The following is a 22,250-nucleotide window of genomic DNA, read 5'->3' as shown; positions in this document are numbered from 1 at the left end:
TGTTTATAAATGTTTTATTATGTAAATAGATATATTTCTCATATTTTATTATAATAAATATATCTATTTACATAATAAAAAGGAGATAACTTATGGGCTCAATATTGAAAAATGATTGGAATGATATCCTAAAGGATGAATTCAAAAAAGATTATTATCTTAAATTAAGACAATTTCTTATAAATGAATATAAAACTAAAACCATATACCCAAATATGTATGATATTTTTAATGCATTACACTATACACCTTATAATCAAGTTAAAGTAGTTATTTTAGGGCAAGATCCATACCATGGCCCTAATCAAGCTCATGGACTTAGTTTTTCAGTTAAACCAAAAGTTAAAACACCACCATCATTACAAAATATATTTAAAGAGCTTAACAATGATTTAGGTTGTTTTATACCTAATAATGGCTTCTTAGAAAATTGGGCAACTCAAGGAGTGCTACTATTAAATACTGTTTTAACTGTAAGAGCTAATTGCCCTAATTCTCATAAAGGTATTGGTTGGGAAATATTTACTGATAAAATAATACAATCTCTTAATGATAGAAATGAACCCATTGTTTTTATTTTATGGGGAAGCAATGCACAAAAAAAAGAATCTTTTATAACTAATCCTAAGCATTTTATAATAAAATCAGTACATCCTAGCCCCCTTTCCGCTCATAGAGGATTTTTTGGCTCTAAACCATTTTCTAAGACAAATAAATTTCTAAAATCCATAAACCAATCTCCAATACATTGGCAAATACCAAATATTAATTATTAATAAAGTAAAAGCACTCTTTGAATTTATTATCAAGAGTGCTTTGCTACTTTTTATTTTTCTCTTTCCTCTTCAGTTACATTTCCTATATCTTCAATCTTATCAACCATATTAACACCTAATATATTTTCCTGAAATCTATTAAAATTTATAAAAAATAATTTTACTTTTTCTTCTCTTAATATACTCAAAATATTTATGTTTACAATTTGCTTTAATTTCTCATATTCTTCATATCCCATCATTTCAGTATAAAAATATACAAAAATCCCAAAACCATAGTTAGACAATTCATTAAAACTTACTATTATCATTTCTTTTTTTATTTTATCATTACTTCTTAAAAATTTTTCTATTCTTTGTACACATATATTTATTTTATCTATTGATGTACTATAATCTAATGTAAATTTAAAATGTATACGTCTTTTATCTCTTTGACTCCAATTTATAATATTACTATTAGCCAATTTTGAATTAGGAACTGTAACTATTGCCTCCGCAAATGTTCTTATTTTAGTACTTCTAAATGTTATTTCTTCTATAACTCCTTCAATATCAGATGTTTGAACCCAATCCCCTATAGAAAATGGCTTATCCAAAACTATTACCATGCCTCCAAATAAATTAGAAAATGTATCTTGAGCTGCTAATGCAAATGCTATTCCACTTATTCCAAGACCTGTTATAAAACCAGTAAACCCAAATTCATTTGCTATAATAACTACTGCAAAGATTACTATTACTATTCTTATTATTATAGATACAAAAGGAAATACTATTCCATTAGAATCATTTTTATTATGTATACTTTTATGTAAAATAGAATTTTCTAAAGTTAAATTGTAAAAAAAATAACACATGGCTATAACACCAGCTAACTTTATTAATCTACTTGTAGATATTATATTTAAATTTAAGTTGTCAAATTCTATAATTCTTAATGCTTGATACACTCCATAAAATAATATAAATAATTTTAATGGTTTTTGACTAGCCTTTACTAAACTATCATCTATATGTGTATTACTTTTAGATACAATATATGTGAATATCTTATATATTTTAGATATTAAAAGTTTATTCAATATAATTACAAAAACTATAATACCTAATGCAATTATTATATTATAAATAGAAACACTACACATAGCACAACAAAAATCTTCTATTCGCTTCATAAATAATCACCTAAGAATTTCTTAATTCTAGTATTAACTTTAGTATACAATCTTATAACCGCCCTCTAATTTTTATAATAAAAAAATAGTAAACTTTTATACTTTAAAGTAATTTATAAACATTAATAAAAATATACTATTAATAAGTATTAATTATTTAAGGATTAGCAAACATGAAATTTTTAGTCGTATTCGTAATATTACTCTGCTTAGGTAGTACTGGATTTATGTTTATATATTTTGATTCAAAAATCAAGAAATATAAAAGAAATATTCTCACACTTAATAATCAAATACATAAAATTAAAGCACCCCATAAACAATCTGAAATTCAAAATACAAATTTAAGAGAGATATCTATATACTACAAAACTTCTGAATTTGAGTATGCAGTAACTCAACCTTATACAAATGTCTATCTTGCACCAATTAATAATTCACTTATAGTAAATAGACTGAAAGATGCTTTTAAAGTCAAAATACTAGATGAATGCGAAATAAATAAAGAAACTTGGTATTTTGTTGAATTAGGTCTTAATAGTGGATTGAATAATAAAGGATGGATAAAAAAATCTAGATTTTCTATATTTATAAACAGAGAAATTAACTTACCCAATAAGTAGCTACACAATTTAATTGTAGCTACTTATTTAATTTCATACAAAATATTAGTATCTTTATTTTAGTTGTATTTCGTATTATTTTTAACAGATTGTTTACTTATTTTCCCTGTGAAATCCTTATCGTTATTTGTATTTTTTATATTTTTATTGTATTATTTACTTATATTGTTAAATATTAAGGGGGATTTTAAAATTATGTGTAAAAAAAAGATCCACAAAATTTTTATGTCATTACTATTTAATACTTTAATTTTTAGTTCGGTTATTGGATTTAAAGCTTACGGACAAAATTTAGAGACTGAATTTAATGATATTTTAAATGAATACAAAAATGAAAATATAATTGTAGAAAATGGTTTGTCTTTATCTGTTAATGATACACTTAACCTTTCTCAATATCCAAATTGGAATATATCAGATGATTCCATTGCAAACATTAGCGATGATGGTATATTAACTGCTAAAAATGATGGTACAACTTATATAAGCCAGAAAATAGGTGATACCGTTTATATAGCCGAAATTAGCGTTACTAACGATTTAGACTTAATCTCGTCCTATAGAGCTTCAAAAGATTCTTCATTAGATAGGACATATTATAAAGTTTTTTTAGATCCAGGTCATGGTGGTTCTGATCCTGGAGCTATTGCTAATGGTATTTATGAGGATGAACTCAACTTAACAATTGCAAAGAAAGTTCAAAATTTACTTGAAAATCAAGGAATTGAAGTAGAAATGAGTAGAACCTCTGATATTTTCTTAACTCTAATGCAAAGAGCTGAACTTGCAAACGATTATAATGGAGATATTTTTATATCTATTCATAACAATGCGTTTTCATCATCTTCTGCTTATGGCATAGAAACCTATTATACCGCAAGTAAATCTGCAAGCAAAAATTTAGCCACTCCTATTCAAAATTCTATGGTTTCTGAAACAGGTGGATACAATAGAGGAGTTAAGACTGCTGATTACGTTGTAACAAAAAATACAACAATGCCAGCTTCATTAGTTGAGGGAGGTTTCTTAACAAATCCATCTGAAGCAGCTAAACTAAAAACAGATGATTATCAAAATAAACTTGCTAAAGGTATTGCAGATGGAATAGTTAAATATTTAAAAACTAATGTTAAATTAGGAACATCTAATAACAATGTAGTTAACTCTACTACACAAAATAAAATTGGTACAGTTACTGCTAGCTCATCTTTAAACATTAGAAGTGGTGCTGGTACAAACTATTCTATTATTGGTTCTTTGCCTTCTAAAGCTTCTGTTCAAATTTTAGAAACTTTAAATGGATGGTACAAAATTAAATATAATAACTTAACTGGTTATGTTTCCAGTCAATATGTTTCTGTAAACACAAGTTCTGATGCTTCATCAAACTCACCAAGTACACAAAATAAAGTTGGTACAGTTACTGCTAGCTCATCTTTAAACATTAGAAGTGGTGCTGGTACAAACTATTCTATTATTGGTTCTTTGCCTTCTAAAGCTTCTGTTCAAATTTTAGAAACTTTAAATGGATGGTACAAAATTAAATATAATAACTTAACTGGTTATGTTTCTAGTCAATATATTTCTGTAAACACAGGTTCCGATACTTCATCAAGCTCAGCAAGTACACAAAATAAAGTTGGTACAGTTACTGCTAACCCATCTTTAAACATTAGAAGTGGTGCTGGTACGAACTATTCTATTATTGGTTCTTTGCCTTCTAAAGCTTCTGTTCAAATTTTAGAAACTTTAAATGGATGGTATAAGATTAAATTTAATAATACAACTGGATATGTTTCTAATCAATATATACAAGTTCAATAATAGATAGATTGAAATCTAAAAAGAAGTTAGTATGTGTAAGCTAACTTCTTTAATGTTTTTATATTATTTTCTAAATACATAAATACAATAGTAGATTAGATAAAATATTTATTACAAACCATTTTAACACTTGCATAATAATTAACAATAAATAAATTAATTTAATTAATCAATAAGGAGTATGAGAATGGAACAAGATTATTTTAAATTTCACATTAATAACTTAAAAAATAATTTTCCTGCTTTTTCAGAACTTAAAGACTACCATATTTTTTCTTTGTTATGTATAAAATATTTTTTCTTTAGTGATGCAGGAATGCCTTTTGATCAAGATATAGTTCTTGAATATTTAACTGATGGTCCCAATGATGGTGGTATTGATGCAATATTTAATGATTCTACAAGTGAAGGTAATGATGTAATAATAGTTCAAAGCAAATACTATGAACATTCAGAACTGTCAGCACAAGATATTGCTGGTGAATTATATAAAATTAATGAAACCATTAAATTACTTCAAAGTAATAAAGTATCTGGATTTATTGAAAAAAATATGAAAACATATTTTACCAAATACGATTTAGAACTGAATTTCAGAACTGAAGTCGAATCTCAAATTGAATTATGTAATAACGGTAAACTTTTTGTTGATCGTGATAAACTAGTGTTGGATAAAGAAAATAATTATTTACAATACGAAGATTCTATAATTGTTAATATATCAGCTCAATCCTTGCAAGAACTTCAAAATAGGAGAAGGAATGGATTATTAGGTATGAATTTAAGATATTACGTTAGACAAAAAGCCGTAGACTCAGGAATCGAAAGAACTATCTCTAAAGAGCCACAAAACTTCTGGTATAAAAATAACGGTATACTAATAGTCTGTGAGAATTATAAATTAAATGGAATAGAAATTGAATTATTTGATTTTTCAATAATAAATGGTGGACAGACAACTAACAGAATAGGGAAATTAGATATTGATAAAGATTTCTATTTACAATGTAAAGTTGTAAAAGCCAAAGGAAAATCAAGAAATGATAAAGATATATTTATCAATAATATTGCAGAATCAACAAATTCTCAAAAACCTATAAAAAAAGCTGATTTAAAAGCAAATACGCCTGACCAATTACGCTTAAAAGAACGCCTACATAGAAAACATGTTTACTATATTACTAAGAAAGGCGACAAAACACCCAAACAATATACTGAGCCTTACCAAACAGCTACATTGGAGCAAGTTGGAAAGTTAGGTTTATCAGCTATTTTACAAATGCCAGGTTCAGCAAGAAGTAATTCTCAAAGAATGTATAATGATGATTACTATTACTCCATTTTTGGATTAGACGCACCAGAAGGTGTTATAGCGGATCTTCTTAAAATAGCATATTATTATGATCAATTTGTTAAAACTGATATAAAAGATAAAGGATATGACGAAAGAACTGTTCTTCCTATGATAAAAAATGGACGAACATTCCAGTACGCATGTATCACTTTATTATGTAAAATTAATTATGGTGTATTTTCATATGATATTATTGCAAGTTTATTAAATAATACAGATGAGTTAAAAACAGCATTAAGACAAATGGGTGATATGGATTGTATTATTAAAAATCATATTGAAAATGAATCAAAAATTTTCTTTGAAATTTTTAGTGAAATAGGTGAAGAAGTTTTAGGATATTGTTTTGACAATGCACTTGATAAAGCCGAAAGTGAACAAAAAACTTTAGCTCCGTCAGATTATTTAAAAAGTGATTTAAATTACTATAAAGATATAATAAAAAGATTATGGTCAAGATTTAAAAAAAGCTCCAATTTAAGAAATAATATTAACAAATTATGTAATAAATAATATATTATTTTTCTTTATAAAATATATATCTGTATATTTTATCTCTTCATTTTTCTAAACTTTTAATAATACAATAGCTAGATTTGTATAATTCAAAATCTAGCTATTTATTTTTTATATGATTATTAATTTAAATTAACTAAATCTTATATTATTTTCGTTGTCCAATTTTCACAATTCCATATATCAGTTACTACATCTTTATAAAACTCTGGTTCATGGCATACTAAAAGAATACTTCCTTTATATTCTTTTAATGCTCTCTTTAATTCTTCCTTAGCTTCAACATCCAAATGGTTTGTAGGCTCGTCTAGGATTAGTATATTTGTTTCTTTGTTTATAAGTTTACATAATCTAACCTTAGCTTGCTCCCCACCACTTAATACGCAAACTGTACTTTCTATGTGTTTATTTGTTAAACCACATTTAGCTAAAGCACTTCTTACTTCATATTGAGTGTATCCAGGGAATTCTTCCCAAATCTCATTTATAACACTATTATAATTTGCTTCTTTTATCTCTTGTTCAAAGTATCCCAATTGTTGATACTCTCCTGTTTCAACTTCTCCACTTAATGGCTTTATTATCCCTAACAAGCTCTTTAAAAGAGTTGATTTTCCAAGCCCATTTGCTCCAACCAAGGCTATTTTTTGACCTCTTTCCATAAGTAAATTTAGCGGTTTACTTAAAGGTTCATCATATCCTATAACTAAATCTCTAGTTTCAAATATAAGCTTACCTGAAGTTCTTCCTTGTTTAAAATTAAACTCTGGTTTTGGTTTTTCTGCAGCAAGTTCTATTCTTTCCATTTTATCTAATTTTTTTTGTCTTGATCTTGCCATCCCTGTTGTAGCAACTCTAGCTTTATTTCTTGCAACAAAATCTTCAAGTTTTGCAATTTCTTGTTGTTGCCTTTCATAAGCTGCCTCTAACTGTCTTTTATTAGCCTCATAAATTCTCATGAAGTTTTCATAATCTCCAGTGTATCTTGTTAATAATCTATTTTCAACATGATATATAACATTAACAACACTATTTAAGAAAGGAATATCATGAGATATAAGTATAAAAGCATTTTCATAGCTTTGAAGATATGATTTTAACCAAGCTATATGTTCTTCATCTAAATAGTTAGTAGGCTCGTCAAGAAGTAAAATATCCGGAACCTCCAAAAGAAGTTTGGCTAATAATACCTTTGTTCTTTGCCCCCCACTCAAATCTGAAACATCCCTATCAAGCCCTACATCTTTAAGACCAAGACCAGCTGCAACCTCTTCTATTTTCACATCAATTATATAAAATCCACTATTATCTAAAGCATCCTGTATATTAGCTGTTCTTTCTAATGCTTTGTTCATTTCTTCTTCATTCATATTCCCCATATTTTCATATAGTTGATTCATTTCAAGTTCCATATCAAATAAATATTTGAATGCTTCTCTTAAAATATCTTTTATTGATTTACCCTTTTCAAGTTGAGTATGTTGATCCATATAACCAACTCTAACTCGATTACTCCACTCTATTTTACCTTCATCAGGCATTAACTTCCCCGTTATTATATTCATAAAGGTAGATTTCCCCTCACCATTAGCCCCTATGAGACCAACATGTTCACCTTTTAATAATCTAAAGGAAACATCCTCAAATATAGCTCTATCTCCAAATCCATGGCTCATATTTTTAACAGTTAATATACTCATATTTTACTCCTTTATAAAATTTAACTAGTCTATTTTAATAAAAATAATACTCCACCTAAATATATTATTATAGCTAAAACACATATCCCCAATAAATTTTTCAAAACTGTTGCTTTAACTTGCATGCTAACACCGTCCTCTAAGCTATTATATATTTAAAAAATATCAATGACTATAATATCATAAATAATTAACAAAACCAATTTAATTAAATATTTTTTATAATATCATGTATAATATTATCCTACTTTGGTAACAATTATTAATGAGGCAATAAGCTTCAATCTTATAATAGCCTCTCCCCCATTTTATTTATATAGGTAGTTGTTTCAATTAAATAACTACCTCCCCTTATAAACTTACATTTCTTAAATTTTGATTCTTGTATTATTTTCTTATATATTAAATTAATTAAGTTCTATATTTTACCGATAAATACTCAATTACATATTACTTTATATATTCTAATAAAAACTCTAATGCACTATTTACAGCTTGTAACCTTATTTGTTGCCTATCACCTTTAAAATTAAATTTTTTATAAAATACTTCTCCATTTATACAAAGCCCCATATACACAAGCCCAACTGGCTTTTCATATGTTCCACCACCAGGTCCTGCTATGCCAGTTGTGGAAATTCCAATTTTAGTATTTGCTAATTTACATATTCCTCTCGCCATTTCCTCTGCAGTCTCCTTACTTACAGCACCAAAAGCATCTAAAGTATCTTTGCTGACACCTATTCTTTTCATTTTAGCTTCATTGGAATAAGTTATAACTCCTTCCATAAAAACAGAAGAAATTCCACTATAGTTTATAAGAGTTCCTGCCAATAACCCTCCTGTACAAGATTCAGCTGTTGCTATTGTTAATCCCTTACTAATCAATGTCTCTCCAATTATATTCTCTATTTTTTTTTCCATACAATCCTCCAAATTTCATAATATATATTATTATATCTCTATTTTAAACATTTATAAAATTCAGATAAAAAAAGGGTTAGCTTTTTGCTAACCCTTCTGCATTGTCTATAATTATTTACTTTCTAATAAAGCTAATGCAACAGCTCCAACAACTCCGGCATCTGTTCCTAATCCAGCTTCAACTATTTTACAATGTTTAGCCATTGACTTAAAGCATCTTTGATTTACAACTTCTTGCACTTTATCAAATACAACTTGACCTGCCTTTGATACTCCACCACCTATAACAACCATATCTGGGTCAAAAATTGCTATAGCATTAGCTACTCCAATTCCCAAATAATTTAAAGCTAAATCTCTTATTTCAGTAGCCACTTTATCTCCAGCAGCTGATTCTACAAATACTTCATAAGAAGTTACTGTGTCATATTTTTTTAGTGATGTTTCAACATTTGTTAATACAGCTTCTCTAGCTCTTCTTGCTATGGCAGTACCTGAAGAAACCGCTTCTAAACATCCCACATTACCACAATTACATCTCATTCCTGTTTCTGAAGCAACTGTTGAATGACCTATTTCTAATGCATTTGATGTACTTCCTCTATATATCTTGCCATTTAAAATAGCCCCTCCACCAACTCCGGTGCTAACAGTAAAAAATATCATGTTTTCAGTACCTTTTCCCGCACCAAACATAAATTCACCTATTGTCGCAACATTAGCATCATTATCTAAGTAAACAGGTACATTAAATTTTTCCTTTAAAGGTCTAACTAAGTTAAAGTTTTTAAATGGAAGATTTGGTGTTGTTATTATTATACCTTCCTTAGCATCTAATGGTCCTGGAGAACCAATTCCAATAGCTTTTACTTCATTTATAGTTATTTTTCCGTCAACTACAACAGCTTCAACTGATTCTATTATCCTATCTAATACAGGTGCCTCACCTTCAAATGCATCAGTTGGTACAGTATATTTTGCAACTATATTTCCCTCTAAATCTGATAATGCAGAACTTATTTTTGTTCCTCCTAAGTCTATTCCAATTACGTAATTTTTCACTTTTAGTCCTCCCCAACAATAAAAAATTATATTATGTATATTTATATATTATACCATAATTATTTTACGTTTACATTATCTTATGAAATTTTATATGCATTTATATTATAAATTCCTTTACCATTATACCCTTCATTATGTATTTTAAATTTATTATCATTTAAAATAGTATAGATCATATCAATATTATTTTTATTAATTCCGTTTATTGAAATAGCAAATGAATCTTTATCATTTATAATCTCCATATAATCACATATTGTTTCATAATAAGATGCATTTATATATCCATTTATATCCATTTTATAATTACACATAAATATCACCCTAACTTAACTTAATATAACATTAATATTTACTTTAATTAATATTTTATACTCATTACAAAATATATTACAATTAATTTAAAATTTATACAAATAAAAATAAGATATATTAAAACAATATTTAATTTTAATATATCTCATTCTTATATTCTATAAATTATTACTTTTAATTATTTTATTTAACTCATTACTTGGAACTTCAGCATATCTTTTAAATTTCATATTAAAACTACCTCTCGCTTGAGTTATAGACCTTAAATCAGTAGCATATTTAAAAGACTCAACCTGAGGAATTTCAGCAGTTATAACTTGCATATTTTCTTTACGCTCGATTCCTAATACTCTCCCTCTTTTTTTATTTATATCACCTATAACTTCTCCCATATATTCATCAGGAATCCTTACAACGAACTCCATTATAGGCTCTAAAAGAACTGGATTAGCTTGCTCTAATCCCTTTTTATAAGCTATTGATGTAGCTATTTTAAAAGCCATTTCTGATGAATCAACAGAATGATAAGAGCCATCATAAAGTGTTGCCTTAAGTCCTATTACAGGATATCTAGCTAAAACACCATGTTTTGCACACTCTTTCAATCCTTTTTCTACAGCTGGTATAAAATTCTTAGGAACAGTTCCCCCTACAACAGCATCAATAAATTCCAACTCTTCAACTCCATCTAATCTTGGTTCAAATTTTATCTTTACATCACCATATTGTCCATGTCCACCAGATTGCTTCTTATGCTTTCCTTGTACATCCGCTTTTCCTTTTATAGTTTCTCTATAAGCTACCTTAGGTAACCTTAAAAATACGTCTACACCAAATTTGCTCTTTAATTTACTTGCCAAAACTTCTAAATGGGTCTCCCCCATTCCTTCTATTAATATTTCAGCATTCTCCACATCCCTAACTATTTTAAAAGTATTATCCTCTTCTAAAAGTTTATATAATCCTGATGAAATTTTATCTTCATCACCTTTAGTTTTTGGAATTATAGCCATTTTTATTACAGGCTCTGGGAATTTTATGCTTGAGCATAAAATCCTATTATTAACATCACAAATAATATCTCCAGTCGAAATACTTTGCAATTTTGCTATTGCGCCTATATCTCCTTTTTTAATATTATAAGCTGGCAATTGATTTTTACCATTTATATAGTATAAATTGCTTATTTTCTCTATACTACCATTAGAACAATTAAGTATATCCGTAGATGTATTCAATTCCCCAGTAATAACTTTAAATATTGATAACTTTCCCATAAATGGATCAATTATTGTCTTAAACACTCTAGCTGAAAATTTTTCTTCTTTACAAGTCTTTTTAAGATTATTTCTCATCTCAACAATAGGATTAGGTGACGGAAAAATCTTATTAATACATTGAATTAATAAATTTATACCTAAACATTTAGTTGAACTCCCACACATGACAGGAATTATCTCTCCAGAGATTATTCCATTTCTTAAACCTAAATATATTTCTTCATTCGACAAAGTTCCTACCTCTAAATATTTATTTAGCAAATTTTCATCACTTTCTGCAACTAATTCCATAATATTTTCTTTGTATTTAATTATTTTATTCAAAGTTTCACTATCAATGCCATACACAGAGTTATTATCTTCTAATATATTTAGAACATCAGTAAAATTTTCTTCTACTCCAAGTGGATAATTAATAGGAACAATATTATTACCAAATTGATTTCTTAGTTGTTTTAAAATTTTATCATAATTTGAATTTTCTCTATCTAATTTATTTATAAAAAAAGCCCTTGGAATGTTCTTTTTTACACAATAGTCCCAAGCCATTTCTGTTCCAACTTGTATTCCATTTACACCACATACTACAATTAAAGATACATCAGAAACTGATATTCCCTTTATTGTCTCCCCAATAAAATCAAAATATCCTGGAGTATCTAATAAGTTTATTTTATTTTTTTCTAATTCTATTTTTAATATTGAAGTATTAATTGACATTTTTCTTTTTTTTTCTTCTAAATCAAAATCACTAGTTGTACTTCCTTCATCAACTTTTCCTAATCTATCAATTGAGTTAGATGAATATAATAAAGATTCAACTAAAGAAGTTTTCCCTACTCCACTATGTCCAACAAGTGCAACATTCCTTAAATCATTAATACCATATTCTTTCATAAATTATATTTTCAGAAAATGTTTTCAAACATTTTCGATTTTACCACCTTTCACTTTCTATTAGTAAAATATATTCTACGATTAATTAAAATATTAATTTATGATAAGTTTCTTGGAATAAATTATTTAAAAAAATAAAAAGAATGTTATCAAAACAGACATAATCTACTTTGATAACATTCTTTTAAAAAATGGCTCCTCCGAGAGGGCTCGAACCTCCAACCTATCGGTTAACAGCCGAGTGCTCCACCATTGAGCTACAGAGGAACATAAACCTGGCAACCACTTACTCTCCCACACAGTCTCCCATGCAGTACCATCAGCCTCTAAAAGCTTAACCTTCGTGTTCGGAATGGAAACAGGTGTTACCTTAAAGAGCATTATCACCAGATAATTTGTAATATCAATTACATTTTTATTATATAACAAATTAATTACCTTGTCAACACTTTTTTGTTTTTTTAATTACACTAAGTATTAACATAAAGTTAATTAGGTCAAGCCCTCGACCTATTAGTATCAGTCAGCTAAATATGTTACCATACTTACACCTCTGACCTATCAACCTTGTGTTCTTCAAGGGGTCTTACTAGCTTATGCTATGGGAAATCTCATCTTGAGGTGGGCTTCACGCTTAGATGCTTTCAGCGTTTATCCCTTCCCGACTTAGCTACCCAGCTGTGCTCCTGGCGGAACAACTGGTACACCAGAGGTCAGTCCATCCCGGTCCTCTCGTACTAAGGACAGCTCCTCTCAAATTTCCTACGCCCGCGACGGATAGGGACCGAACTGTCTCACGACGTTCTGAACCCAGCTCGCGTGCCGCTTTAATGGGCGAACAGCCCAACCCTTGGGACCTACTTCAGCCCCAGGATGCGACGAGCCGACATCGAGGTGCCAAACCTCCCCGTCGATGTGGACTCTTGGGGGAGATCAGCCTGTTATCCCCGAGGTAGCTTTTATCCGTTGAGCGATGGCCCTCCCACGAGGTACCACCGGATCACTAAGCCCGACTTTCGTCCCTGCTCCACTTGTGGGTGTCGCAGTCAGGCTCCCTTCTGCCTTTGCACTCTTCGAACGATTTCCGACCGTTCTGAGGGAACCTTTGGGCGCCTCCGTTACTTTTTAGGAGGCGACCGCCCCAGTCAAACTGCCCACCTAACAATGTCCTGTGACCAGATTCATGGCCGCCAGTTAGAACTTCAGTACTATCAGGGTGGTATCCCAACGTCGACTCCACTAAGGCTGACGCCCTAGTCTCTCAGTCTCCCACCTATCCTGTACAGACAATACCGAAATTCAATGCTAAGCTACAGTAAAGCTCTACGGGGTCTTTCCGTCCAATCGCGGGTAACCAGCATCTTCACTGGTACTACAACTTCGCCGGATTTGCAGTTGAGACAGTGCTCAAGTCATTACGCCATTCGTGCGGGTCAGAACTTACCTGACAAGGAATTTCGCTACCTTAGGACCGTTATAGTTACGGCCGCCGTTTACTGGGGCTTAAGTTCACACCTTCGCTTACGCTAAGTGTTCCCCTTAACCTTCCAGCACCGGGCAGGCGTCAGCCCCTATACATCAGCTTACGCTTTAGCAGAGACCTGTGTTTTTGCTAAACAGTTGCTTGAGCCTATTCTCTGCGGCCTACTCTCGTAGGCATCCCTTATTGCTAACTTACGGGATCAATTTGCCGAGTTCCTTAACTGCAATTCTTCCGCCGGCCTTAGGATTCTCTCCTCACCTACCTGTGTCGGTTTGCGGTACGGGCACTACTTCTCTCTCTAGACGCTTTTCTTGGCAGCGTGGAATCATGTACTTCGGTTCCGTAGAACCTTCCCCATAACATCTCATCATTATTACAACGGATTTGCCTATTGTAACTGACTAAATGCTTAGACTAGCATCCAATAGCTAGCACACACTATCCTCCTGCGTCACGCCATCGATAATAACGATGGTAGTGGTACTGGAATATCAACCAGTTGTCCATCACCTACGCCTTTCGGCCTCGGCTTAGGTCCCGACTAACCCTCAGCGGACGAGCCTTCCTGAGGAAACCTTAGGTATTCGGCCTGTAGGATTCTCACCTACATCTCGCTACTAATGCCAACATTCTCACTCGTAATCAGTCCACCACTCCTTACGGTATGACTTCAGCCCGATTACGACGCTCCTCTACCGCTTGAATAAATTCAAGCCCGTAGCTTCGGTGGTAAGTTTTAGCCCCGAACATCTTCGGCGCAGGATCTCTCGACTAGTGAGCTATTACGCACTCTTTTAATGAGTGGCTGCTTCTAAGCCAACATCCTAGTTGTCTTAGAAATCCCACATCCTTTTCCACTTAACTTACACTTTGGGACCTTAGCTGACGATCTGGGCTGTTTCCCTTTTGACCACGGATCTTATCATTCGTAGTCTGACTGCCGAACTTATAGTATATGGCATTCGGAGTTTGATAAGGTTCGGTAAGCGCTATGCCCCCTAGCCCATTCAGTGCTCTACCTCCATTACTCATATTCGACGCTAGCCCTAAAGCTATTTCGAGGAGAACCAGCTATCTCCGAGTTCGATTGGAATTTCTCCGCTATCCACAGCTCATCCCATGCTTTTTCAACAGCAACGTGGTTCGGTCCTCCACGAGGTTTTACCCTCGCTTCAACCTGGCCATGGATAGGTCACCCGGTTTCGGGTCTACGACATGCAACTAGTTGCCCTATTAAGACTTGGTTTCCCTTCGGCTCCGTACCTTAAGTACTTAACCTTGCTACATATCGTAACTCGTTGGCTCGTTCTACAAAAAGCACATCATCGCACACATAAGGTGCTTTGATCGGTTGTAGACATATGGTTTCAGGTTCTATTTCACTCCCCTCCCGGGGTTCTTTTCACCTTTCCCTCACGGTACTGCTTCACTATCGGTCATCAGGTAGTATTTAGCCTTGGGAGGTGGTCCTCCCTGCTTCCCACAAGGTTTCACGTGTCTCGTGGTACTCTGGATTAGAACTTGATTACTCTAACTTTCACTTACAGGACTATTACCTTCTACGGTAGAGCTTTCCAGCTCTCTTCAATTAGTTATAGTTTCTCGTTATGTTCTATCCACAACCCCGGAAACAAGTTTCCGGTTTGGGCTCTTTCCCTTTCGCTCGCCGCTACTTAGAAAATCGATTTTTCTTTCTCTTCCTCTAGGTACTTAGATGTTTCAGTTCCCTAGGTTTACCCTCGTTAACCTATTTATTCAGTTAACGATACATGGGGTTTCCCATGTGAGTTTCCTCATTCGGAAATCTTTGGATCTCAGACTATGTGCGTCTACCCAAAGCTTATCGCAGCTTATCACGTCCTTCATCGGCTCCTGATGCCAAGGCATTCACCATACGCCCTTTGTAGCTTGACCTTTGTTTCTATCTTTTAGATAGTTGCAATCAATTTTACAAAGAATAGTAAATTTAATTGGCTTTACTCTATTTATTAATACTTATGTGTAATTTTCAAAGAACATAATTTTGAAAGAACTTAGTCTTTCAAAATTAAACAGATATTTAAGAAGCATTCTTTATTATCATCTTAGTTTTCCTAAGATGTTCTTCCTTAGAAAGGAGGTGATCCAGCCGCAGGTTCTCCTACGGCTACCTTGTTACGACTTCACCCCAATCGCTGACCCTACCTTCGGCCGCTGCCTCCTTACGGTTAGCTTACGGACTTCGGGTATTGCCAACTCTCATGGTGTGACGGGCGGTGTGTACAAGACCCGGGAACGTATTCACCGCGACATTCTGATTCGCGATTACTAGCAACTCCAGCTTCATGTAGGCGAGTTTCAGCCTACAATCCGAACTGAGACAAGTTTTTGAGTTTTGCTCCACTTCACAGTATTGCTTCTCTTTGTACCTGCCATTGTAGCACGTGTGTAGCCCTAGACATAAGGGGCATGATGATTTGACGTCATCCCCACCTTCCTCCCGGTTAACCCGGGCAGTCTCGCTAGAGTGGTCAACTTAATGGTACCAACTAACAATAAGGGTTGCGCTCGTTGCGGGACTTAACCCAACATCTCACGACACGAGCTGACGACAACCATGCACCACCTGTGTTCCTGTTCCCGAAGGAACTTCCCACATTACTGGTAATTCAGGACATGTCAAGTCTAGGTAAGGTTCTTCGCGTTGCTTCGAATTAAACCACATGCTCCGCTGCTTGTGCGGGTCCCCGTCAATTCCTTTGAGTTTTAATCTTGCGACCGTACTCCCCAGGCGGAATACTTAATGCGTTAGCGGCGGCACAGAGGCTTGGGGCCCCTACACCTAGTATTCATCGTTTACGGCGTGGACTACCAGGGTATCTAATCCTGTTTGCTCCCCACGCTTTCGAGCCTCAGCGTCAGTTACAGTCCAGAGAATCGCCTTCGCCACTGGTGTTCTTCCTAATCTCTACGCATTTCACCGCTACACTAGGAATTCCATTCTCCTCTCCTGCACTCTAGATATCCAGTTTGGAATGCAGCTCCCAAGTTAAGCTCGGGTATTTCACATCCCACTTAAATATCCGCCTACGCTCCCTTTACGCCCAGTAAATCCGGATAACGCTTGCCACCTACGTATTACCGCGGCTGCTGGCACGTAGTTAGCCGTGGCTTCCTCCTTAGGTACCGTCATTATCGTCCCTAAAGACAGAGCTTTACAATCCGAAGACCTTCATCACTCACGCGGCGTTGCTGCATCAGGGTTTCCCCCATTGTGCAATATTCCCCACTGCTGCCTCCCGTAGGAGTCTGGACCGTGTCTCAGTTCCAATGTGGCCGATCACCATCTCAGGTCGGCTACGCATCGTCGCCTTGGTGAGCTGTTACCTCACCAACTAGCTAATGCGCCGCGGGCCCATCCCATAGCGGATTGCTCCTTTGATTGTTAAAAGATGCCTTTCAACAATATTATGCGGTATTAATCTTCCTTTCGGAAGGCTATCCCCCTCTATGAGGCAGGTTGCCCACGTGTTACTCACCCGTCCGCCGCTAGAAAAGCTCCGAAGAACTTTTCTCGCTCGACTTGCATGTGTTAAGCACGCCGCCAGCGTTCATCCTGAGCCAGGATCAAACTCTCAAATTAAAATATACTAATTTCTTAGTTTTTATTTGAGTTTAATCTACTCATATTACTTATAAAAGAATTGCTGGTTTACTTAAATTATCTGTTTAATTTTCAAAGACCATTATTTTTCTTTTTTCTTTGTCGCTCTCAAGCGACTTCTTTATCTTATCACTTTACTTAATCTTTGTCAACAACTTTTAATAATAATTTTTTATTTTTTTATTATTATTTCTTTAAGTTATTTTTTAATTTGTAATTTTCATTTAATTAATCAAAAACACATAAAATAACCTCATCAAAAATATTTTTTTGATGAGGCTGCTATATATTTTATGCTATACCAAATGGAAGATTAAACATAATCCAAATTATTAAAAGTACTGACCATCCTATTAACAATGCCATAGAATATGGTATCATGGTTGAAATCATTGTTCCAACTCCAGACTCCTTATCATATTTTTCTGCAAAAGATACAATAAGGGCAAAATATGTCATAAGTGGTGATATTATGTTTGTTGTTGAATCACCAATTCTATAAGCCATTTGAGTTATCTCAGGACTAATTGACATTTGCATAAGCATTGGTACAAATATTGGTGCCATTATTGCCCACTTAGCAGAGGCTGATCCCATGAATAAATTTATAAATGCAGTAACAAGCACAAAACCTATTAATAATGGTATACCCCTAATTCCGGTAGCTTGCAAGAAATTAGCACCTTTAACCGCAATCACAGTACCTAAATTAGTTTTGGCAAAATAAGCTACAAATTGAGATGCAAAAAATACTAATACTAAATACCCTCCCATTGTAGACATTGTCTTCGACATTTGTGCCACTATATCCTTATCATTTCTTATAGTTCCAGCACCAATACCATAGCCCACACCTGCTAAGAAAAACAATAATGCTATGGTAACCACTATACTATCCATAAATGGAGATTTTAAAAGTGCCCCTGTCTCTGCATTTCTAAGAGGAGCATTTGCCGGTATTGTTAAAAAAACTATAAATATAATTCCTACCAAAAGAAATATCCCAGCAAATCTAAGACCTCTTTTTTCTCTTTTATTTAATGGGTTTAATGCATCCTCTTCGAATCCATCTATTCTACCTTTATATTCTCCAAGCCTAGGTTCAACAATTTTTTCTGTTATTACTGTTCCTATAATTGTTATTAGTATCGTAGATGCTATAAGAAAAAACCAGTTAGATGTTACTGATACATTTGCTGTTGGATTAATCATTTTAGCACCCTCTGTAGTCATACCAGATAACAAAGCATCTGTAGACCCTGGAAATAAATTAGCACTAAATCCTCCTGAAACACCAGCAAAAGCCGCTGCGATACCGGCTAATGGATGTCTTCCGAAACTTAAAAATACTACTGCTCCTAAAGGAATTAATATAACGTATCCTGCATCTGATGCAATACTTGACATTACACCAGCAAATACGACTACAACAGTTATTAAACTTTTAGGAGTATTAAGAACTATTTTTCTCAAAGCAGTCCCTATAAGACCTGTTCCTTCAGCTACACCAACACCTAACATAGCAACTAAAACTGTTCCTAACGCAGCAAAACCAGTAAAATTAGTAATTAGCGATGTGAAAATATACCTAATCCCCTCAGCTGTTAATAGGCTTTGTACACTAACTGTCATATCCTTTATTGTATTACCATCTGATCTATCCATTCCAGTATAAGTCACTTGAACACCCATTTTAGCTAATATATGAGATAAAATTACTATTCCAACACAAAGAATTATGAAAATCGTTGCCGGATGTGGCAATTTGTTTCCTACTTTTTCAATTGCATTCAAAAAACTAAATTTTTTTTTCTTTTTTTCTTTTACAATCGCCATTAACTTTCCCCCTTCACCTGTATTTAACATTTTTCTCATTAAATTATAAATATAGGTTTATTATACCATTATTTATCAAAAAATCAATATATTATTATCTTATCAAATAAATTTATTTTTATTTCTATTATTATTAAATTTTTTTTATTTTTTTAACGATATAATTGATAATTCATTAATTACCATAAACTTTACATACTATACCTATCATTAGTTTAATATGTAATTTTTATGTCTTCCCATAAATAAAAAGGTCTAATTCAAAATTAGACCTTTTTAATAAATTCTAATATTATTAAACATACTTATATAATTCTAAACAATCTATCATAATTACATACATAATTTTTATCTAAATTAGAATATTTTAATATTTCTAAATACCTATTTATAAAAGTGAAGATTTTTTTATAACTACAGGATACATTTTTAATCCTATTACTTTTTCATCTTTCCTTATCACAGAGGCTTTATCAGCTATCACTTTGTCAATTTTAGCATCATTTCCTATAACTGTTTCTTGCATTATTACACAATTTTTAACCACAGCTCCAGGTGCCACATATACCCTTCTTCCTATTATACAATTCTCAACTGTTCCCTCTATATAGGATCCGTTTGCAATTACTGAATTTTTAACTATACTTTTTTCAGCATAGTGAGTTGGAGACTCATCTTTAGATTTTGTATATATAGGTCTGTCTCCTAAAAATAATTCCGTATATACTTCAGGAATAAGAATATCCATATTAGTTTTATAATAAGATCTTAAAGAATTTACACAGCTTAAATATCCATCAAATTTATAAGAACCAACCTTTAAATTCTCTAAGTTTGAACTTATATAACTTTTAACCTTTTTATAAACTCCCTGCCTTATGCATTCATAAATCATTTCTATTAATAAATCAGTTCTCAATACATACATTTCCATTGATATGTTAAGATTAGGCTCTCTACCTATATTTTTACCTATACCTTTGACCATACCATTTTCTAATATATTTAAAACATCACATTCTATAAAATCAGAATTTCCATCTGCAATATTTTTATATACTATTGTTATATCATTATCTTGTTCTCTATGATATTTTATTAATTTTTTATAATCTATATTACATATCATATATGATGGTGCTATTACAACATACTCTTTTCTGCTTTTTGTCAAAAACTCTATGTTATCTGCAAAATTATATATATCATCATATTGTGGATTCTTATCCCCAAAGTTAAAAACTCTTAACCCGTGCTTTTTCCTGTGAAGATCCCAAGGTCTTCCATTAGTTAAATGATCTACTAATGAACGTGATTTATTTTTTGTAAATATTCCTATAGAATCCATGCCCGCATTAGTCATATTTGATAATACAAAATCTATTATTCTATATCTAGCAGCTAACGGAACAGATGCTAATGGTCTATTTTTAACTAACTCACTCATTCTGCTTTCATTTTCATCTAAATTTATTATTCCTATACAATTGTTCATCTCTCTAAATTCCCCCTACCATTAATGTTATTTGATTACTTCTTCTATATTCTCATTAGATGCTATAACTGAAATACTGTCTCCATTTCCAACATTACAATTACTTAAAATGTGAACTTCACTACCAATTATAGCTTTATCTATAACTGAATTTTCTTCAATTATGGTATTAGGCATTATAACAGAATTTCTTATTACTGTATTTTCTCCTACATGAACACCTTGAAATAAAACTGAATTCTCAACTATTCCATTAACAATACATCCTTCAACTATTAAAGAATTTTTAATTTTAGCTTCTGGTCCTATATATTGTGCTGGTCTAACAGGATTAGCTGAATATATCTTCCACTCATCATCATGAAGACTTAACTCATTTTCATCTTTTAACAAATCCATATTAGCTTCCCAAAGACTCTCTATAGTTCCTACATCCTTCCAATATCCTTTGAACGGATAAGCTACTAATTTTCTTCCCTCTTCAAGCATTTTAGGAATTATATTTTTTCCAAAATCATTAGAAGATAATTCATCTAATTCATCCTCTTCTAAAGCTCGTTTCAAAACTTTCCAATTAAATATATATATTCCCATGGATGCATTTGTACTTTTGGGATTTTCTGGTTTCTCTTCAAACTCATATATTGATAAATCATCATTGGTATTCATTATTCCAAATCTACTAGCTTCTTTTAATGGCACATCTATTACAGCAATTGTCGCATCAGCTTGTTTTTCTTTATGAAAATCTAGCATTTTATCATAATCCATCTTATATATATGGTCTCCTGATAATATAAGAACATATTCAGGATCATGCATCTCTATAAATGCAACATTTTGATAAATAGCATTTGCTGTACCTTTATACCAATCTCCACCTTTTTCTTTCTGGTACGGTGGCAATATTCTAACTCCACCATTTCTTCTATCTAAATCCCAAGTATCACCAATCCCTATATGAGAATTTAGTTCCAATGGTTTATACTGAGTTAACACCCCCACAGTGTATATCCCAGAATTTGAACAGTTACTTAATGGGAAATCTATTATCTTATATTTTCCACCAAAAGGAACTGCTGGTTTTGCTAAATCTTTAGTTAATACGCCTAATCTAGAGCCTTGTCCTCCAGCTAGAATCATTGCTACAATCTCTTTTTTTGTCATGTAATGTATCTCCCCTCAAAATTCTTCCTTTAACCATATAAATGTCAAACTTTTCATTTATAACTATATTATAACATATTTTACTTTATATTATTATTTTTTAGATAATTTTTTTTATACTAATAATCCTTAAAATTCTACACTTTACAATCATATTTCTATATTTTTTTTAAT

At 32.1% G+C, this 22,250-nt stretch carries 12 protein-coding genes, 1 tRNA gene, 3 rRNA genes and 1 pseudogene; 4 read left to right on the top strand and 13 right to left on the bottom strand.

The genetic code is table 11. The features are described from left to right. Positions 1–92: 92 nt before the first annotated feature. Positions 93–776, top strand: coding sequence for a uracil-DNA glycosylase (locus tag HH195_RS00635; protein WP_196371204.1), 684 nt, complete (start codon positions 93–95; stop codon positions 774–776). A 50-nt stretch (positions 777–826) separates the two neighbouring features. Here HH195_RS00635 and HH195_RS00630 read toward each other — a convergent pair whose 3' ends face one another. After that, on the bottom strand, positions 827–1,954 hold the full coding sequence (locus HH195_RS00630; protein ID WP_196371203.1) for a mechanosensitive ion channel family protein: 1,128 nt from the start codon (positions 1,952–1,954) through the stop codon (positions 827–829). 173 nt (positions 1,955–2,127) lie between these two features. Here HH195_RS00630 and HH195_RS00625 point away from each other — a divergent pair, with 173 nt between their 5' ends. The 3 genes from HH195_RS00625 (at position 2,128) to HH195_RS00615 (ending at position 6,268) form a co-directional block, all read left to right on the top strand. Next, a complete protein-coding gene (locus HH195_RS00625) occupies positions 2,128–2,577 on the top strand; it encodes a hypothetical protein (RefSeq protein WP_055260263.1) in 450 nt (149 codons plus the stop codon). A gap of 195 nt (positions 2,578–2,772) precedes the next feature. Continuing rightward, positions 2,773–4,401 carry an N-acetylmuramoyl-L-alanine amidase gene (locus HH195_RS00620; protein ID WP_196371202.1) on the top strand — a complete coding sequence of 543 codons (1,629 nt, stop codon included), beginning with the start codon at positions 2,773–2,775 and terminating at the stop codon, positions 4,399–4,401. A gap of 187 nt (positions 4,402–4,588) precedes the next feature. After that, on the top strand, positions 4,589–6,268 hold the full coding sequence (locus HH195_RS00615; protein ID WP_196371201.1) for an AIPR family protein: 1,680 nt from the start codon (positions 4,589–4,591) through the stop codon (positions 6,266–6,268). Positions 6,269–6,414: 146 nt separating this feature from the next. Here the strand turns inward: HH195_RS00615 and abc-f are convergent, their stop codons facing one another. The 12 genes and pseudogenes from abc-f to HH195_RS00555 all read right to left on the bottom strand — a co-directional run bounded on the left by abc-f (position 6,415) and on the right by HH195_RS00555 (position 22,076). Then, positions 6,415–7,971, bottom strand: coding sequence for a ribosomal protection-like ABC-F family protein (abc-f, locus tag HH195_RS00610; RefSeq protein ID WP_196371200.1), 1,557 nt, complete (start codon positions 7,969–7,971; stop codon positions 6,415–6,417). Between the two features lie 450 nt (positions 7,972–8,421). Next, positions 8,422–8,892, bottom strand: a pseudogene (locus HH195_RS00605) (CinA family protein); the annotation flags it as partial. Between the two features lie 114 nt (positions 8,893–9,006). Further along, positions 9,007–9,957: an ROK family protein gene (locus HH195_RS00600; RefSeq protein WP_196371198.1), complete on the bottom strand. Its 951-nt coding sequence runs from the start codon at positions 9,955–9,957 to the stop codon at positions 9,007–9,009. A gap of 80 nt (positions 9,958–10,037) precedes the next feature. Beyond that, on the bottom strand, positions 10,038–10,274 hold the full coding sequence (locus HH195_RS00595) for a hypothetical protein (protein ID WP_196371197.1): 237 nt from the start codon (positions 10,272–10,274) through the stop codon (positions 10,038–10,040). Between the two features lie 159 nt (positions 10,275–10,433). Beyond that, positions 10,434–12,452: an elongation factor G gene (fusA, locus tag HH195_RS00590; RefSeq protein WP_196371196.1), complete on the bottom strand. Its 2,019-nt coding sequence runs from the start codon at positions 12,450–12,452 to the stop codon at positions 10,434–10,436. Between the two features lie 192 nt (positions 12,453–12,644). Next, a tRNA-Asn gene (locus tag HH195_RS00585) sits at positions 12,645–12,719 on the bottom strand. A gap of 6 nt (positions 12,720–12,725) precedes the next feature. Then, a 5S ribosomal RNA gene (gene rrf / locus HH195_RS00580) occupies positions 12,726–12,843 on the bottom strand. A 102-nt stretch (positions 12,844–12,945) separates the two neighbouring features. Then, a 23S ribosomal RNA gene (locus tag HH195_RS00575) occupies positions 12,946–15,849 on the bottom strand. Between the two features lie 198 nt (positions 15,850–16,047). Further along, positions 16,048–17,557 (bottom strand): 16S ribosomal RNA (locus HH195_RS00570). The 16S, 23S and 5S rRNA genes sit together here with 1 tRNA gene alongside, the layout of an rRNA operon. A gap of 312 nt (positions 17,558–17,869) precedes the next feature. Further along, positions 17,870–19,414: an AbgT family transporter gene (locus tag HH195_RS00565; protein ID WP_196371195.1), complete on the bottom strand. Its 1,545-nt coding sequence runs from the start codon at positions 19,412–19,414 to the stop codon at positions 17,870–17,872. A gap of 388 nt (positions 19,415–19,802) precedes the next feature. Next, positions 19,803–20,909: a glucose-1-phosphate adenylyltransferase subunit GlgD gene (gene glgD, locus HH195_RS00560; protein WP_196371194.1), complete on the bottom strand. Its 1,107-nt coding sequence runs from the start codon at positions 20,907–20,909 to the stop codon at positions 19,803–19,805. A 27-nt stretch (positions 20,910–20,936) separates the two neighbouring features. Next, positions 20,937–22,076: a glucose-1-phosphate adenylyltransferase gene (locus HH195_RS00555; protein ID WP_055260272.1), complete on the bottom strand. Its 1,140-nt coding sequence runs from the start codon at positions 22,074–22,076 to the stop codon at positions 20,937–20,939. Positions 22,077–22,250 lie beyond the last annotated feature (174 nt).

The organism is Candidatus Sarcina troglodytae (genome assembly GCF_015708635.1).
In the GTDB taxonomy this organism is placed as follows: Bacteria; Bacillota; Clostridia; order Clostridiales; family Clostridiaceae; genus Sarcina; species Sarcina ventriculi.
This window is presented reverse-complemented; position numbering and strand designations above follow the sequence as displayed.

What these genes read in the sequence shown, in the direction of transcription:
- HH195_RS00635 (WP_196371204.1), top strand. Translation starts at nt 93, where the DNA reads ATGGGCTCAATATTGAAAAATGATTGGAATGATATCCTAAAGGATGAA.
- HH195_RS00630 (WP_196371203.1), bottom strand. Translation starts at nt 1,954, where the DNA reads ATGAAGCGAATAGAAGATTTTTGTTGTGCTATGTGTAGTGTTTCTATT.
- HH195_RS00625 (WP_055260263.1), top strand. Translation starts at nt 2,128, where the DNA reads ATGAAATTTTTAGTCGTATTCGTAATATTACTCTGCTTAGGTAGTACT.
- HH195_RS00620 (WP_196371202.1), top strand. Translation starts at nt 2,773, where the DNA reads ATGTGTAAAAAAAAGATCCACAAAATTTTTATGTCATTACTATTTAAT.
- HH195_RS00615 (WP_196371201.1), top strand. Translation starts at nt 4,589, where the DNA reads ATGGAACAAGATTATTTTAAATTTCACATTAATAACTTAAAAAATAAT.
- abc-f (WP_196371200.1), bottom strand. Translation starts at nt 7,971, where the DNA reads ATGAGTATATTAACTGTTAAAAATATGAGCCATGGATTTGGAGATAGA.
- HH195_RS00595 (WP_196371197.1), bottom strand. Translation starts at nt 10,274, where the DNA reads ATGTGTAATTATAAAATGGATATAAATGGATATATAAATGCATCTTAT.
- fusA (WP_196371196.1), bottom strand. Translation starts at nt 12,452, where the DNA reads ATGAAAGAATATGGTATTAATGATTTAAGGAATGTTGCACTTGTTGGA.
- HH195_RS00565 (WP_196371195.1), bottom strand. Translation starts at nt 19,414, where the DNA reads ATGGCGATTGTAAAAGAAAAAAAGAAAAAAAAATTTAGTTTTTTGAAT.
- glgD (WP_196371194.1), bottom strand. Translation starts at nt 20,909, where the DNA reads ATGAACAATTGTATAGGAATAATAAATTTAGATGAAAATGAAAGCAGA.
- HH195_RS00555 (WP_055260272.1), bottom strand. Translation starts at nt 22,076, where the DNA reads ATGACAAAAAAAGAGATTGTAGCAATGATTCTAGCTGGAGGACAAGGC.